The 15,206-nt window shown below is 72.8% G+C and carries 13 protein-coding genes; 7 read left to right on the top strand and 6 right to left on the bottom strand.

Annotation, left to right across the window (positions count from 1 at the left end; genetic code table 11):
• Positions 1 to 28: 28 nt before the first annotated feature.
• Positions 29 to 790, bottom strand: a complete 762-nt coding sequence (locus tag ABH935_RS01085; RefSeq protein ID WP_370375839.1) for a thioesterase II family protein — start codon at positions 788 to 790, stop codon at positions 29 to 31.
• A gap of 156 nt (positions 791 to 946) precedes the next feature.
• On the opposite strand from ABH935_RS01085, the gene ABH935_RS01080 reads away from it, so the two are divergent.
• Genes ABH935_RS01080 through ABH935_RS01070 form a run of 3 tightly spaced genes read left to right on the top strand, consistent with a single transcriptional unit; the run spans position 947 to position 4,727 of the window.
• Complete coding sequence (locus tag ABH935_RS01080) at positions 947 to 1,258, top strand: acyl carrier protein (protein ID WP_370375838.1); 312 nt, start codon at positions 947 to 949, stop codon at positions 1,256 to 1,258.
• The gene (locus ABH935_RS01075) at positions 1,255 to 3,651 is read left to right on the top strand and encodes an amino acid adenylation domain-containing protein (protein WP_370375837.1); all 2,397 of its coding nucleotides are present in this window, start codon (positions 1,255 to 1,257) and stop codon (positions 3,649 to 3,651) included. Before ABH935_RS01080 ends, ABH935_RS01075 begins: the two co-directional genes overlap by 4 nt.
• Positions 3,648 to 4,727, top strand: coding sequence for a hypothetical protein (locus ABH935_RS01070; protein WP_370375836.1), 1,080 nt, complete (start codon positions 3,648 to 3,650; stop codon positions 4,725 to 4,727). The genes ABH935_RS01075 and ABH935_RS01070 overlap by 4 nt, the downstream gene beginning before the upstream one ends.
• A 78-nt stretch (positions 4,728 to 4,805) precedes the next feature.
• On the opposite strand, the gene ABH935_RS01065 is transcribed toward ABH935_RS01070, so the two are convergent.
• Together ABH935_RS01065 and ABH935_RS01060 are read right to left on the bottom strand one after the other, a co-directional pair.
• Positions 4,806 to 5,546, bottom strand: a complete 741-nt coding sequence (locus ABH935_RS01065; protein ID WP_370375835.1) for a thioesterase II family protein — start codon at positions 5,544 to 5,546, stop codon at positions 4,806 to 4,808.
• 236 nt (positions 5,547 to 5,782) lie between these two features.
• Positions 5,783 to 6,508 (bottom strand): TioE family transcriptional regulator, encoded by a 726-nt coding sequence (locus ABH935_RS01060; RefSeq protein ID WP_370375834.1) that lies wholly within the window; start codon positions 6,506 to 6,508, stop codon positions 5,783 to 5,785.
• A gap of 176 nt (positions 6,509 to 6,684) precedes the next feature.
• On the opposite strand from ABH935_RS01060, the gene ABH935_RS01055 reads away from it, so the two are divergent.
• Genes ABH935_RS01055 through ABH935_RS01040 form a run of 4 tightly spaced genes read left to right on the top strand, consistent with a single transcriptional unit; the run spans position 6,685 to position 11,924 of the window.
• Entirely contained in the window at positions 6,685 to 7,683 is a 999-nt protein-coding gene (locus ABH935_RS01055; RefSeq protein WP_370375833.1) for an ATP-binding cassette domain-containing protein, read from the top strand.
• A complete protein-coding gene (locus ABH935_RS01050) occupies positions 7,683 to 8,504 on the top strand; it encodes an ABC transporter permease (protein ID WP_370375832.1) in 822 nt (273 codons plus the stop codon). The genes ABH935_RS01055 and ABH935_RS01050 overlap by 1 nt, the downstream gene beginning before the upstream one ends.
• A gap of 48 nt (positions 8,505 to 8,552) precedes the next feature.
• Complete coding sequence (locus ABH935_RS01045) at positions 8,553 to 10,952, top strand: ATP-binding cassette domain-containing protein (protein ID WP_370375831.1); 2,400 nt, start codon at positions 8,553 to 8,555, stop codon at positions 10,950 to 10,952.
• Positions 10,953 to 11,006: 54 nt separating this feature from the next.
• Positions 11,007 to 11,924, top strand: a complete 918-nt coding sequence (locus tag ABH935_RS01040; RefSeq protein WP_370375830.1) for an NAD(P)/FAD-dependent oxidoreductase — start codon at positions 11,007 to 11,009, stop codon at positions 11,922 to 11,924.
• A gap of 124 nt (positions 11,925 to 12,048) precedes the next feature.
• On the opposite strand, the gene ABH935_RS01035 is transcribed toward ABH935_RS01040, so the two are convergent.
• From ABH935_RS01035 to ABH935_RS01025, 3 genes are all read right to left on the bottom strand, one after another.
• On the bottom strand, positions 12,049 to 12,915 hold the full coding sequence (locus ABH935_RS01035) for an RCC1 domain-containing protein (protein ID WP_370375829.1): 867 nt from the start codon (positions 12,913 to 12,915) through the stop codon (positions 12,049 to 12,051).
• Between the two features lie 97 nt (positions 12,916 to 13,012).
• Positions 13,013 to 14,893: a non-ribosomal peptide synthetase gene (locus ABH935_RS01030; protein ID WP_370375828.1), complete on the bottom strand. Its 1,881-nt coding sequence runs from the start codon at positions 14,891 to 14,893 to the stop codon at positions 13,013 to 13,015.
• Complete coding sequence (locus ABH935_RS01025; protein ID WP_370376105.1) at positions 14,890 to 15,117, bottom strand: MbtH family protein; 228 nt, start codon at positions 15,115 to 15,117, stop codon at positions 14,890 to 14,892. Before ABH935_RS01025 ends, ABH935_RS01030 begins: the two co-directional genes overlap by 4 nt.
• Positions 15,118 to 15,206 lie beyond the last annotated feature (89 nt).

The raw sequence follows: 15,206 nt of genomic DNA, 5'->3' as shown, positions 1-15,206 counted from the left end.
TCTGACTGGTCCTGACCGGTCCGGCGGATCAGGACTCTGCGGCCAGGTGGCCGCGGATGGCCGCCGCCAGCTCCGCGGGATGGCTGCGCGGCAGGTCGTGGGAACCCGGTGTCGACACCACCCGGAACGCCCCGGTGGTGCACGCCGACCAGGCCTCGACATGGGCCGGGTCCAGGGTGCGGTCGTCGCGGCCGAACACGGCCACCGTCGGGGCCGCGATGCGCTCGACGGTCCCGCGGGCGAACTGTTCCAGCTCGTAGGTCTCGACGAGCTCGTAGTCGGCGCGCATCGCGGGCTCGACGATGTCGAGCCACTCGGTGTCGGCGAGGATCTCCGGCGGGAGGAACCCGTCGGTCACGACCTGCTGGAAGAACTCCCGCCTGGGGCGCTGCCAGGTCGGCTCCCGGCCGACGGTGCCGGGCGCCGGGTGCGCGGACACCGCCAGCCCCCGCAGCTGCGCGGGGTCCAGGCGCCGAGCCACCTCGTAGGCGATCACCGTGCCGGCGCAGTGGCCGTACAGCACCAGCGGCCGTCCCCGCGTGTGCTGAGCCAGTTCGTCGGCGAGCTTGTCGGCGAGCGTGGCCATCACGGTCTCCACCGGATCGCCGAGGCGGGACTCGCGGCCCGGCAACCGGACGCCGAAGGTGTCGAAACTGTCCGCGAGATCGGCGCACACGTCGCGCACCGCGGTCGTGCCCGCACCCGCGTGTGGAAAGGCGTACAGCGCGCACTCCCGGGCCGGATTGCGGGCGACGCCGACGAACCATCGGTTCTTTGAGTTCGATCCCATGTACGTGAGGATGACGGGCCCGCGGGGTCGGCCGGCCGCAACCCTGACTGAAGTCTGACAGACCCACGGACGACCACGCGGCGCCGTCGCGAGACTGGCACCTGGGCGGCGACCGTCACAGCCGATCAGCGGCGGCGACCGCGGACAGGAGGCGCGGTGAAGGACAACGGATCGGGCCAGGACGATCACGGCGATCACGGCGATCACGGCGACTCGGCGCGCGGCCCGCTGCGCGCCCAGGTGCGGGCCCGGTGGGCCGACGCGCTGGACCACGACCGCTTCACCGACGACGACGACTTCTTCGAGGTCGGCGGGCACTCGCTGCTGATCGCCGACATCATGGCCGGGCTCGGAGCGCAGCTCGGCCGGCGCCTGTCGCTCCGGCTCTTCTTCGACCACCCGACGGTGAACGAGCTGACGGACGCGCTCGCGGAGGCCGGGGCCGTCGTCGGGACGCCGGCCCGATGAGCACCCAACCGGCTTCGGCGTCCAGCGCCCCCCGGAACGAGTGGAACCGGACCGCACGGCCGTTCCGCGCCGACGCCACCATCCCGGACCTGGTCGCCGAGGCCGCCCGGCGCTACCCGGACCACCCGGCGGTCGTGACCGCCGACAAGCAGGTCCTGACGCACCGCGAGCTGGACCACCGGGCCAACCGGTTGGCGCGGCTGCTGCGCGGTCTGGGTCTGGGCCGCGGCGCCGTCGTGGCGCTGTGCGGCGAGCGGGACGTGTCGTCCCTCGTCGGCCTGCTGGCCGTGCTCAAGTGCGGCGCGTCCTACGTCCCGCTCGACCCGTCGTGGCCGGCCCGCCGCATGGTCGGGCTGCTCGACCGGCTCGGCGCGGCCGCGGTGCTGACCGACCGGGCCACCCTGCGCTCGGTGCAGGAGTTCCGGTGGGAGGTGCCGTCGCTGCGCCACGTGCTGTGCCCGGACGTCCCGGAGGAGTTCTCGTGGACCGCGACCCTGCGGCCGGGGCGGGTCGCAGACTTCTTCGACTTCGTGGCCGGCGCCCCCGACCCGCTGGAGGCCGCCGGGTTCAACCTGCGCCGCTCGGCGCGGCCCTATGACGAACAGGACGTCCGGACCTACCGCGACCACGTGGCCTCCTTCGCCCTGGCCGCGTCGGCCGGGCAGCGGCCCGCCGTGTTGGAGATCGGATGCGGGTCCGGTTTGATCGTCGAGGCGCTGGCGCCGGGGGCGTCCCGCTACGTCGCCGTGGACCCGTCACCGGTGTCGGTGGCGCGGAGCCTGGAGGCCGGGGCGAGGGCCGGGGGAGAGGGCGTCGTCGAGGGCGTGGTGTGCTTCGCCCACGAGGCCGCCGAGCGCGTGCGGGGCCCGTTCGACGTCATCCTCCTCGCCAGCACTGTGCAGTTCCTGCCAGACCTCGATTACGTGATCGGCACCCTCGACTCGCTGCTCGGACTGCTCGCCCCCGGCGGCGCCATCGTGCTCGCCGACCTGATCGACCCCGAATCCGGCGGCGGCGCCGAGCTCCGGGTGCCGCCGCGCTTCATCGAGCGCCTCCCCGAGGTGCTGCCGGGCGTGGCGTACTCCCGGGTCCACCGCCGCGATCCCGAGCGGTTCGCCGGCGAACTGGCCGTCCGGTATGACGCCGTGATCCGCGGCGCGCCGCCCGGCGACGGCACGGCGGCGCCTCGCGAGCCGCTGTGGACCGGGCACCACGTCGGCCGGCAGTCGGCAGATCCGCTCGCCAGCGGCCCGAGGGCTGAAGACGTCTGCTACACCATCTTCACGTCCGGCTCGACCGGCGCGCCCAAGGGCGTCGTCGTCACCCACCGGTCGGCGGTGAACCTCTTCGACTGGATGAACCGCACCCACGCGGTCGGGCCCGCCGACCGGGTCCTGTTCGTCACGTCCTTCTCCTTCGACCTGTCGGTCTACGACATCTTCGGGGTGCTGGCGGCCGGCGCGTCGGTGCGGCTGGCGTCGGCGGCGGAGCTCGCCGAGCCGGGCAGCCTGGCGGACGTGCTCGAACAGGAGGACGTCACGATCTGGGACTCGGCACCCGCCGCGCTGGCCATGGTGATGCCCTTCCTCACGGTCCGCGCGCCGGCCGGGCGGGACACGCTCCGCCTGGTGCTGCTCAGCGGCGACTGGATCCCGGTGCCGCTCCCGGACCAGATCCGTACCGCCTTCCCCGGCGCCGAAGTGGTGGCGCTGGGGGGAGCCACGGAATGCACCGTCTGGTCGAACCGCTACCCGGTGGGCGAGGTCGATCCCGGCTGGCCGAGCATCCCTTACGGCAAGCCGATGCAGAACGCCCGCTACTACGTGCTGGACGAGGGCCTGCGGTCGTGCCCGGTCGGCGGCGAGGGAGACCTCTACATCGCCGGGGAATGCGTCGCCCTGGGCTACGCCGGCGCTCCCCGCCTCACGGCCGCCCGGTTCCTGGCCGACCGGTGGGCGGCGCGGCCCGGCGAGCGGATGTACCGGACCGGCGACCGCGCCCGCTGGCTGCCCGGCGGCGACCTGGAGTTCCTGGGCCGCCTCGACGACCAGGTCAAGGTCCGCGGCTACCGGGTCGAGCTGGGCGAGGTGCAGAGCGCGTTCCTGCAGTGCCCGGGGGTCGGCGCCGCGGCGGTGGTGGCGCCGGCCGGGCCGGGCGGCCGGACGCTGGCCGCCTTCTACGTCCCGGCCGCCGAGCCGCTGCCCAAGGCGGAGATCGTCGGCGTGCTGCGGACGCTCCTGCCCTCGTACATGGTCCCGGCGCGCATCGTCGCCCTCGACGAACTGCCCTTGACCGACACCGGCAAGGTCGACCGGGCGGCGCTGCTGCACCGGCTGCGGCCTCCAGACCCGAACCCCCCGAACCCCGAACCGGATGGAAGGGCAAGACGATGACGACAGGATCCGAACCGGCCGTATCCCCGCGCGCCGAGCAGAGCCCGCGGCTCACCATCATCGGGTCGCTGGCCGGGCCCGGGGCGGTGAGCCGGGCCGCCGACCTCAACGACCGCGGCGACGTCGTGGGCACGACCGCGCTCCCGGGGACGGAGACGACCCACGCCTTCCTGATGAATCCCGAGACCGACGGTGGCGCGCTGATCGACCTCACGCCGTCCGAGGAGCGCAGTTCGCAGGCAGAGGCGATCAACCGGGCCGGGGTGGTGGTCGGCGGGCTCGGTGCGTCCGCGGACGGCAGCCGGCCGATGGAGGCGTTCGTCTGGGAGGTGCGGACCGGGCCGGCGGTCCTGCCGCTGCCGCCCGGCGCCGCCAGCGCCGTCGCCGTCGACGTCAACGACCGGGGCACGATTCTCGTCGTCGGCATGACCGACGTCCCGGACCCGGCCGCGCCCGGGATGAACGTGCCCGTGGGGTCGTTCCTGTGGGATCCGGCGGACCGCGCCTACACGCCGCTTCCGCTGCTCGACCCGTCGGCCGTCGGCCCGCTGACCCTGGCGCGCACGCTCGACGAGCACGGCGGGGTGATCGGCGGGGTGGTGACCCAGCTCGACGAGCGGAGCTGGCACCACGCGGCGGTGGTCTGGGAGCCCGGCACGCTGACCCCGCACGAGCTGTCCGCCGGCGGCGGCACCGACGCGTACGCCACCGGCGGCAACGACAAGGGGCTGATCGTCGGCTGGCGGATGGCCGTCAGCGGCGGTCCGTCGATCGCCGTCTACTGGACGGCGCCGGATGCGGCCCCGGTCGAGCTGCCCGGCCGCGTCGCGTTCACGGCCAACGACGCCGGCCAGATCGTCGGCATCCGCGACTTCGCCGGCGCCGCCACGTTCCCGTTCACCACGGTCCTGTGGGAGCCGGGCCGGGAGCGCGCGACCGATCTCGGCGACCTGGGGCTGGGCTCGTACGTCTTCGCGGTCAACGCCGAGGGACGGTCCGCCGGTTACGCCGTGGCGCCGGGTGAGGGGGAGCAGACGCATCACACGGCGGTGTGGTGGGACGCGCCCCGGCCCTGAGGTCGGTGGCGGGGTCGGTGCCGAGATCAGGTGTCCTGGACGGACCCGATCGCGGCACCGCCCGCCGGCCCGCTCACGTCACCGCGGGGCCAGGATGTCCGACACCAGCTCGGCCACGTCGGCGGTCACGTGGAAGTGTCCGCCCGGCCGCACCCGCAGCCGGAACTCGCCGGAGGTGACGCCGCCCCAGCGCGGGAGCCGGCTCTGGTCCACCAGCGGGTCGCCGGCGCCGTGGTAGCAGCTGATCGGGCACGACAGCGAGGCCGCCGTGCTGCCGGGCCGGTAGGTCGCGTGCGCCCGCAGGTCCGAGCGCAGCGCCGGGGTCAGCATCTGGCGCAGTTCCATGTCCTCGGCGATCCGCGGGTCGATGCCGCCCAGCGCCAGCAGGCTGTCCCAGAACTCGCGGTCGGGCGCCCGGTGGACGTCCCGGTTCGCCATTTGGCCCGGCGGCAGGCAGGCCGAGGGGCAAAGCCGCACCGGTTCGCACCCCACGTCCCGCAGCAGCACGGCGGTCTCGTACGCCACCATCGCGCCCAGACTGTGCCCGAACAGGACCTGCTCGGCCGCGGGCCGCCGCAGCAGTTCCCCCACCGCGTGCCCGGCCAGCTCGGCGACGTCGTCCACCAGGTCCTCGCCGAACCGGTCGCCGCGCCCGGGATACTGCACGGCCAGCAGCTCCACGCCGGGCGGCAGCGCGGCCGCCCAGTCCCGGAACGCGAACGCCGAGCCCCCGGAGTGGGGGAAGCACACCAAGCGGACGGAGGGCGCCCTGACCGCGGTCAGGGTCCGTATCCAGCCTTGCTCCCGTATCCGGCTCATCGACCCGCCCTTTCTCGCCACCTGCCGAACGCCTGCCAGTGCATCGTTCGTCGTTCCGGCGCGCGCCATGGCGATTCGAGAAAGAGACCCGCAAGACATCGATCGGGTTTGGCGTCGGCCACGCTGAGCCCTGATCGGGTCCGGCTCGGGCCGCGATGCCGTCGAGCAGCTCCGGCGGCTTGCCTGGTTCGGGTGGTTCGGGTGGCTCAGCTGGTTCGGGCGGTGTCGGCGGTCGCTCAGCCGCGTTCGAGCACCGCCAGATACCCGGCGAGCCGGCCGGCGGCGTCGAGCATCGCGGTGCCGCGCGCGGTCAGCCGTCGCTGCCAGTCTTCCAGCGCCGCCGCCAACGACTGGGTGCCGCCGGCGGTGCGGAGCTGCTGGACCACGGTCGCGATCACCTCCAGCCGGTAGCCGCCGCGGCGCAGGAGGTGGGCCAGCTCGGCGTCGCGGACGTCCTGCGCGCTGTACGCGCGATGGCCGGTGGCCAGCCGCTGTGGCGCCACGATGCCCGCGCTCTCCCAGTTGCGTAGCGTCGCCGCCGTCACCCCGAGGCGGCCGGCCAGCCGCCCGATGCTGAGGGCCTGGCCGCGTTCCGGCGGAGCGGATCCGGATCCGGATTCGGTGGCCGGCGCCCCGGTCAGGTGCGCGACCCCCGCGCTGACCACCGTCAGCGTCTCGCGGTCGCGCAGGAGCTGCGTGTGGCTGCGGTCGATCGCGGTCAGCGCGGCGTCGAGCCGCCCGGCGGTGGCCTCGCGCATGATCTCCCGGGCGGCCGGGTAGCCGTGCGCGGTGACCAGCATCAGCAGCGCCCGCAGCGCCGCGGCGTGCACCTCGGTGTAGACGCGGTAGCCGGAGGCGGTTCGCTCGGCGGACGGGATGAGGCCCTCCCGTTCGTAGTTGCGGACCGCCTGCGGCGAGATGCCGTGCTCCCGGGCCAGATCGACGGGTCGCAGCTTCTTCACGATTGAGACTTTATCGCCCGCCACCTCGTCCGCCGGGGTGAAAAGTTTACATCGTTATTTCAGATATATGCTGAATGGGGATGGCAACCGGCTGATCTCAGAGCCCGGTCATCGAATCCATATTCCCGCGAATTCCCGGCCTCGGCGGAATTCTCGGCGAGAAGGGAGCCTCACCCATGACGGCAGCGGTCCTGGTGGCCGGCGTCTCCAAGCGCTTCGAATCCAAACGCGGTGCCGTCACGGCCCTCGACAACCTCGAACTCACCGTCGACGAGGGTACCGTCCACGGCCTGCTAGGCCCGAACGGCGCCGGCAAGACGACCGTCGTCCGCATCCTCAGCACCCTGCTCAGGCCGGACGAGGGCCGGGCTGAGGTCTTCGGCCTCGACGTCGGCAAGGACGCCTGGCGGGTCCGGGCGGCCATCGGCCTCACCGGCCAGACCGCGGCGGTCGACGACCTGCTGACCGGCCGGGAGAACCTGCGGATGGTCGGCCGGCTGTTCGGGCTGTCGGGCGCCAGGGCCGCGGCCCGCGCGGACGAGCTGCTGACCCGCTTCGACCTCCTGGAAGCGGCCGACCGCCAGGTGAAGACCTACTCCGGCGGCATGGGCCGCCGGCTCGACCTGGCCGCGAGCCTGATGGCCGCGCCCCGGCTGCTCTTCCTCGACGAGCCCACGACCGGACTCGACCCGCGCAGCCGCCGGGAGCTCTGGGGCCTGGTGAAAGAACTGCGCCAGGAAGGCACCACCGTGCTGCTCACCACGCAGTACCTTGAGGAAGCCGACCAGCTCGCCGACTCGCTCTCCGTGCTCGACCGGGGCCGGGTCATCGCGCACGGCACCCCCGACCAGCTGAAGGCGGAGGTGGGATCGGACTGGGTCGACGTGGCGCTGGCCGACGGCGAGGCGCTCGACCGGGCCCGGGCCCTGCTCGTGGACCGGCTCGGCGTCGATCCGGTCGTCGACCGGGAAACGCTGCGGATGCAGGCGCCGGTCTCCGACGGCACCGAGCTCACCGGCGTCATGTCCCTGTTGAAGGACGGCGGGATCGTGGTCGGCGACGTGGCGCTGCGGCGCCCGACGCTCGACGACGTCTTCCTCGCGGTGACCGGCCACCCCGCCGAGCCGGCTCCGGACCCGCGGCAGAGCTCGAAGAAGCGGAAAGGCGGACGGTGATGGTCGCGATGGCCGTGGAATTCCGGAGCGATCCGGCCCAGGCGCCCCGGCGCGGGCCCGGGTGGTGGTTCTCCGGTGTGTCGGAGATGGCGCGGCGGAACATCCGGCACATCCTGCGCAGCCCCGAGCTGGTCGCGTACGCGCTGATCCAGCCGGTGATGTTCGTCCTGCTGTTCACCTACGTCTTCGGCGGCGCGATGCACGTCCCGGGCGGGAACTACAAGCAGTTCCTGCTGCCCGGCATCTTCGTGCAGATGGTGCTGTTCGGCTCGGTCTTCGGCACCACGGTCGGGGTGTCCACCGACCTGCGCTCCGGGATCATGGACCGCTTCCGCTCGATGCCGATCAGCCGTTCCGCCGTGCTCGTCGGGCGCACCGTGTCGGAGATCCTCCGCAACCTCGTGTCCGTGGCCGTGATGATCGTCGTCGGCCTGCTCATCGGCTTCCGGCTCGACGACGGACTGCTGCCCGCGCTGGGCGGCCTGGCGCTGCTGCTGTTCTTCGGCTACGCGATGTCCTGGCTCGGCGTTTACGTCGGCATGTCGACCGGCAGCCCGAACGCGGCCCAGTCCGCCGGCCTCACCTGGTTGTTCCCGTTCACCTTCCTGTCCTCGGCGTTCGCGCCGACCGGCTCGATGCCGGGATGGCTCCAGGCGTACGCCGACCACAGCCCGATGACGACCATGGTCGACTCGGTGCGCGGGCTGAGCGACGGCACGCCCGTCGGCAGCGAGGTCCTCCAGACGCTCGCCTGGTCGGCCGGCGTGACCCTGCTGTTCGGGACCCTCGCCGTCCGCAAGTACGCGTCGCAATCCCGCTGAGGCCCGCCGAGCCCGCTTCTGGAACACTCTGACGCTCTTGGAGACGCCATGACCGCCGAGTCCATCGATCGCAGCGACCTGCCGCACCCCGCGGACACCCACGATCTCATCCGGGTGTTCGGGGCACGGGAGAACAATCTCAAAGACGTGCACGTGGAGATCCCGAAGCGCCGGCTGACCGTGTTCACCGGCGTGTCCGGCTCGGGCAAGAGCTCGCTGGTCTTCGACACGATCGCCGCGGAGTCGCAGCGGCTGATCAATGAGACCTACAGCGCGTTCGTGCAGGGGTTCATGCCGACCCTGTCACGGCCCGACGTCGACGTGCTCGAAGGCCTCACCACGGCCCTGATCGTCAGCCAGGAGCGCATCGGCAGCAACCCGCGCTCCACCGTCGGCACCGTCACCGACGCCAACGCGATGCTGCGGATCCTCTTCAGCCGGCTCGGCGAGCCGCGCCTGAGCGCGCCGCGGGCGTTCTCCTTCAACATCCCGGCGATCAGCGTCGCGAGCGCGGTCACCGTCGAGATGGGGGAGGGGAAGGTCGAGGAGCGCAACTTCGACATGGCCGGCGGCATGTGCGCGCGCTGCGAGGGCATGGGGTCCGTCACCGACATCGCCCCCGACCAGCTCTACGACGCCTCGAAGTCGCTGGAGGACGGCGCCATCACCGTTCCCGGCTATCACGTCGGCTCCTACAACTACCGGATCTACGCGACCTCCGGGCTCCTCGACCCGGCCAAGCCGATCAAGGACTACACCGCGCAGGAGCTCGACGACTTCCTCCACCACGAGGCGACGCGGGTCAAGGTCGGCGGCTACAACACGACCTACGAAGGGTTGGTCGACCGGGTCCGCAAGTCGCTGCTGGCCAAGGACGTCGAAACGCTCCAGCCGCACGTGCGGGCCTTCGTGGAGCGGGCGGTCAGGTTCATGGCCTGCCCCGAGTGCGGCGGCACCCGGCTCAACGAGAAGGCCCGCTCCTCGAAGATCGGCGGGATCACCATCGCCGACGCCTGCGCGATGCAGATCAGCGACCTCGCGGACTGGGTCCGGAGCCTGGACGCGTCTTCCGTGGCGCCGCTTCAGGCGGCGCTCCTGCACAGCGTCGACTCGTTCGTCACCATCGGACTGGGCTATCTCTCCCTGGACCGGGCGTCGGGCACCCTCTCCGGCGGCGAGGCACAGCGGGTCAAGATGATCCGGCACCTCGGGTCGGCGCTCACCGACGTCACCTACGTCTTCGACGAGCCGACCGTCGGCCTGCACCCGCACGACATCCAGCGGATGAACGAGCTGCTGCTGCGGCTGCGCGACAAGGGCAACACGGTGCTCGTCGTGGAGCACAAGCCCGAGGTGATCGCGATCGCCGACCACGTGGTGGACCTCGGCCCCGGCGCCGGCACCGCGGGCGGCGCGGTCTGTTTCGAGGGCACCGTAGCGGGCCTGCGGGCCGCCGACACGCTGACCGGCCGCCACCTGGACGACAAGGCCGCGGTCAAGGACCGGGTGCGGACCCGGACCGGCGTCCTGGCGGTGCGGGGGGCGGACAAGCACAACCTGAAGAACGTCGACGTCGACCTCCCGCTCGGCGTCCTCACCGTCGTGACCGGGGTGGCCGGCTCGGGCAAGAGCTCGCTGATCGACGGCTCGGTGGCCGGACGCCCCGGCGTCGTCACGATCGACCAGAGCCCGATCAAGGGCTCGCGGCGCAGCAACCCGGCCACCTACACCGGGCTGCTGGAACCGATCCGCAAGGCCTTCGCCAAGGCCAACCGCGTGTCGCCGGCGCTGTTCAGCTCGAACTCCGAAGGCGCGTGCCCCACCTGCAAGGGCGCGGGCGTCGTCTACACCGATCTGGCGATCATGGCGGGGATCGCGACCACCTGCGAGGACTGCGAAGGCCGGCGCTTCCAGGCCTCGGTGCTCGAATACCGCTTCGGCGGCCGCGACATCAGCGAGGTGCTGGCCATGCCGGTGGCCGAGGCGCGGGAGTTCTTCGGTACGAGAGCCGCGCGCACGCCCGCGGCCGACGCCGTCCTGGGCCGGCTGGCCGACGTCGGCCTCGGCTACGTCGCCCTCGGCCAGCCGCTGCCCACGCTGTCCGGCGGCGAGCGGCAGCGGCTGAAGCTGGCCGTGCACATGGCCGCCGACGGCGGCGTCTACGTGCTCGACGAGCCCACCACCGGCCTGCACCTGGCCGATGTGCGCAACCTGCTCGGCCTGCTCGACCGGCTGGTCGACGCCGGCCGGTCGGTGATCGTCATCGAACACCACCAGGCCGTCATGGCGCACGCGGACTGGATTGTCGACCTCGGCCCCGGCGCCGGGCACGACGGCGGCCGCGTGGTCTTCGAGGGCACCCCCGCCGAGCTGGTCGCCACCCGGTCCACCGTCACCGGCGAGCACCTCGCCGAATACGTCGGCGCGGCACAGTACGCCGGAGCGTGACAGAACTCCGCCATACCCCTTTCTCCGCTCAGCCGCCGATGACATGGTCAGGACATGACGTATGACGTGGCAGTCGTCGGCGGCGGACCGGCCGGACAGGCCGGCGCCGTGGTCCTGGGCAGAGCTCTGCGATCGGTGGTCGTCATCGACGCGGACGGCCCCCGCAACGCCGGCGCGCAGGAGGTCCACAACTTCCTGACCCGGGAAGGGCTGAGCCCCGGCGCCCTGCTGGCCGCCGGGCGCGCCGACGCCGAGCGGTACGGCGTCGAGTTCCGCACCGGTACGGTCACCGGGGTCGTAGGGGTCACCGGCGTCACTGGGACCCTGCCCGGATTCGAGGTGCGGCTGGCCGACGGCGCCGTGGTCCACGCCCGCCGGATCCTCGTCGCCACCGGCCTGGCCGACGTGCTGCCGGACATCCCGGGCCTGGCCGAACGCTGGGGGCGGACCGTGCTGCACTGCGCCCACTGCCACGCCCACGAGGTCCGCGGGTCCGCCATCGGCGTCCTCGGCGACCAGTTCGCGGTGGCCATGAACACCCTGCTGTGGCGGCAGTGGACCGAAGACCTGGTGCTGTTCCTCAACGACGCGGCGGACCTGGACGCCGAGCAGTCCCGGCAGCTCGACGCCAAGGGGGTCCGGGTCGTGGCCGGCCGGGTCGTCTCCTTCACCGACGAAGGCGTGCGGCTCGCCGACGGCACGGTCGTCCCCCGCGACTACCTGACCCTGCACACCCGGGTCGAGGCGCGCGCCGACTTCCTCGGACCGCTCGGACTCAAGCCCGTCGAGCTGCCGATGGGACTCGGCACCTACCTGCCGACCGAGGACCCGACCGGGCGCACGTCGGTGCCCGGCGTGTGGGTGGCGGGCAACGCGAGCGATCCCAGGGCCCAGCTGCTGTCCTCGGCCGCGGCCGGGGTGACCGCCGGGGAGGCGCTCACGATGGACCTGGTCATGGCCGACGCCGCGTGAGGTCGGGCGGCGAGCCCTGCGAACGGTAGGCGGGGCGCCGGTTCGCGGGTGGTCGCGGTGCGCTAGGCGTCGACCTTCGTGGTGGAGGGCGGCTGCGCGTGGGTTCGCGGGTGGTCGCGGTGCGCTAACCGTCGACCATCGTGGCGGAGGGCGACCGGAGGCCGTGCCAGTCGGACACGTCGCACTGGCCGCTCTCGTTGTTTCCGGCGGCCACCGCCGTGCCGTCGGAGCGCAGGCCGACCGTGTGGGTGGATCCGGCCGCGACCGCCACGATGTCGCGCCAGCCGGCCACATCGCACTGGCCGCGGCTGTGGTCGCCGGCGGCCACGGCCGCGCCGGCGGCGGTGACCCCGACGGTGTGGTAGCTCCCGGCCGCCACCGCCACGACGTCCCGCCAGGCGCCGATCTCGCGGGCGCCGCCGGCGAGGTACCCGGTCGCCAGGACCCGGCCGTCCGCGGTGAGGCCGACGGTGTGCAGGTAGCCGGCGGAGACGGCGGTGACGCCGCGCCACGTGCCGACCTCGCACTGCCCGTGCTGGTTGTTGCCCGCGGCGGCCACGGTGCCGTCGGCCCGGACGCCCACCGAGTGCCAGTCCCCGCAGGACACCGCGACGATCTCGCGCCAGTGGCCCACGCGGCACGCGCCCTCGTTGGGCCGTCCCGCGGCGACCACGGTGCCGTCGCCGAGCAGCCCCAGGGTGCGGCGCCAGCCCGCGGCGACGAGGGTCACGTCCTTCCAGTCCGCGACGTCGCACTGCCCGCTGTTGTTCCAGCCCGTCGCCGCCACCGAGCCGTCCGCGTGCAGACCGACGGTGTGGGACCGCCCGGTGTTCGACGCACTGTGGACGTTCCCCGCCGCTACGCCGACCACGTCGGCCCAGTCCGCGACCCGCAGCTCACCGGACTTCCCCGCCCCGGCCGCGACCACGGTGCCGTCGGCTCGGACTCCCACCGAGTGCTGTCGGCCGGCGGCGATGATAAGGCTGCTCACATGCACATAATACGGATACTGAGTTGGCTGGGACCGGAACCGTCCATGGGGACCTCCAACGTGTCGTGCCGCCTGCCTTGGGGAGGGCGGCGCGCGTTCAGGTTCGTGCCGGCTCCGCCGCCGCCTTCCCCAGGTATTCGCTCAGTTCCTGGGGGGTCGGATGCAGGAAGATGTTCTCCGCGCTCACCGGATAACCCGCTTCCCGACTTAGCCGGCGCGCGGCGGTGGCCGCCAGCAGCGAGTCGCCGCCGAGCAGGAAGAAATTGTCATCCGGCGCGCAGGAATCCCGGTCCAACAGATCCGACAGAACCGAAGCGACCAGCGCTCGCAAGTACTCGCCGTGGCTCGCGGCCGCCGAGGAGGGATGCGGCAGCGCCCGGCGGTCGATCTTGTCGCCGCGGTTGCGGGGCAGCCGGGCCATCCGGACGAAGGCCACCGGCACCATGTGGTGCGGCAGCGCCTCGGCCATCAGGCGTCGGACCTCGGAGTGCACGACAGGTGTGTCCGTCACCAGATATCCGACCAGCTGGGGCCGCCCCGTGGCCGATTCGACCGCCTTGGCGGCCGCCTCCCGGACGCCGGGGCAGGTCAGCAGGGCCCGCTCCACCTCGGCCAGCTCGACCCGCTTGCCGTTGACCTGGATCTGGTCGTCGAGGCGTCCGCAGTGTTCCAGCGCGCCGTCCGGCCGGACGCGCACCAGGTCGCCGGTGCGGTAGACGCGGGCTCCCGGCCGGGTCGCGTGCGGGTCGGGCCGGAACTTCTCCGCCGTCGTACGCGGCGAGAGGTACCCGAGAGCCAGCTGCTCTCCGCCGACGAGCAGCTCGCCCACCTCGCCGGGGGCGCTCGGCCGGCCGAGCGCGTCGACCACCCGCCAGGTCGCGCCGGGCCACACCCGGCCGATCGGCGGCATCCCGGCCCGGTCGGCGGCGGTGGCCGTCGCCGAGGTGACGCGCTCGTCCCAGGGCAGAAGCGGCGAGGTCACGATATTGACCTCGTTCGCCCCGTACCAGTTGGCGATCTCGAACGGCAGGTCCGGCCGCCCCCACTCGCGCACCCGGTCGCTGCCGGTGAGCATCACCCGCAGATCGCACGGCGGCCAGTCGAGCCGCGCCATCGCCTCGGCGAGCGGCGCCACGGCGAAGAGCTGGGTGATCCGCTCCTGGCGGATCCACTCCGCCAGCTCCACCGGATCGGTGACGATCTCCCGGGGCGGCATCGACAGCCGGGCGCCGGCCGCGAGGAACGGCCAGACCACCACGCTGACCGAGACGTTGGTGTGCGACGGGAACAGCCAGGCCCCGCGGTCGTCGGGGCCGATCCGGTGCAGGAGCCGCTGCGTGGCGGTCGCGAAGCACCAGGTGCGGTGCGGCACCACGACCAGCTTGGGCTCTCCGGTCGAGCCGGATGTCTGCACCAGGCAGGCCGTGTCCTCCGGTGTCACCTCCGGGAAGCCTGGGGAGTCGGGGGAGTCGGGCACGGCCGATCCAGTGGCGCTCATGGCGGCGTGGGTGTCTTCAACGGTGTCGGTGCCGGTGTCCATCGCGAGCCGCCCGCCAACGTCGAGTCGACGCACGGTCCCCGAGAAGGGCGGTTCCGCGCTGCTCTCATGCGTCACCCAGGCCACCGGCCGCGCCTTCTCGATGAAACCCGTGAGCCACTGCCTAGGCCCGCCCACGTCGAGCATCAACGCCGCACCCCCGGCCCGGGAGACGCCCAACAGCGCCACCAGGATCGCCGCGCCGCGCTCCATGTGCACCGCCACCGTGTCCCCGTGGCGCACCCCGTCCCGGATCAGCGCGCGGGCCACCTCGTCGGCGCGATCGATCAGCTGGCGGTAGCTCAGGGCCGTCCATTCGTCCACCAGGGCCGGCGCGTCCGGCGTCTCGACCGCCCGGTCGGCGATCATCCGGTGTACGGGCACGAACTCGTCCATCTCCGTCCCCTTCTCCATCCCGCCCCGGGCCCCGAGAACCGTCATGACCGACCGTCCCGAACCGCTTCCGCGGCCAGCCGCTCCCGGACACTGCGCGGCCGTATGTCCGTCCAGATCCGCTCGATGTGATCGAGACAGAACTCCTTACCGCCTCGCGTCCCCTCCGCCCGCCATCCGTCCGGCACAGGCTCCCCGCCTGCCCAGATCGAGTACTGCTCCTCGTCGTTCAGAACCACCAGATAGTCGTCCGCGGCCGCACTGTCGGTCATCGCCACCCTCCACATCCGCCGCCCGCACAAGCCTCGTCGGTGCACGGTACGACCCCGGCGCCCGCCGGCGGCCCGACCCGAAGGATGCC

It is taken from the genome of Catenulispora sp. GAS73 (assembly GCF_041262085.1).
Taxonomy (GTDB): domain Bacteria; phylum Actinomycetota; class Actinomycetes; order Streptomycetales; family Catenulisporaceae; genus Catenulispora.
Note: the sequence above shows the minus strand (reverse complement) of the source record. Positions and strands in the feature narration are given on the sequence as shown.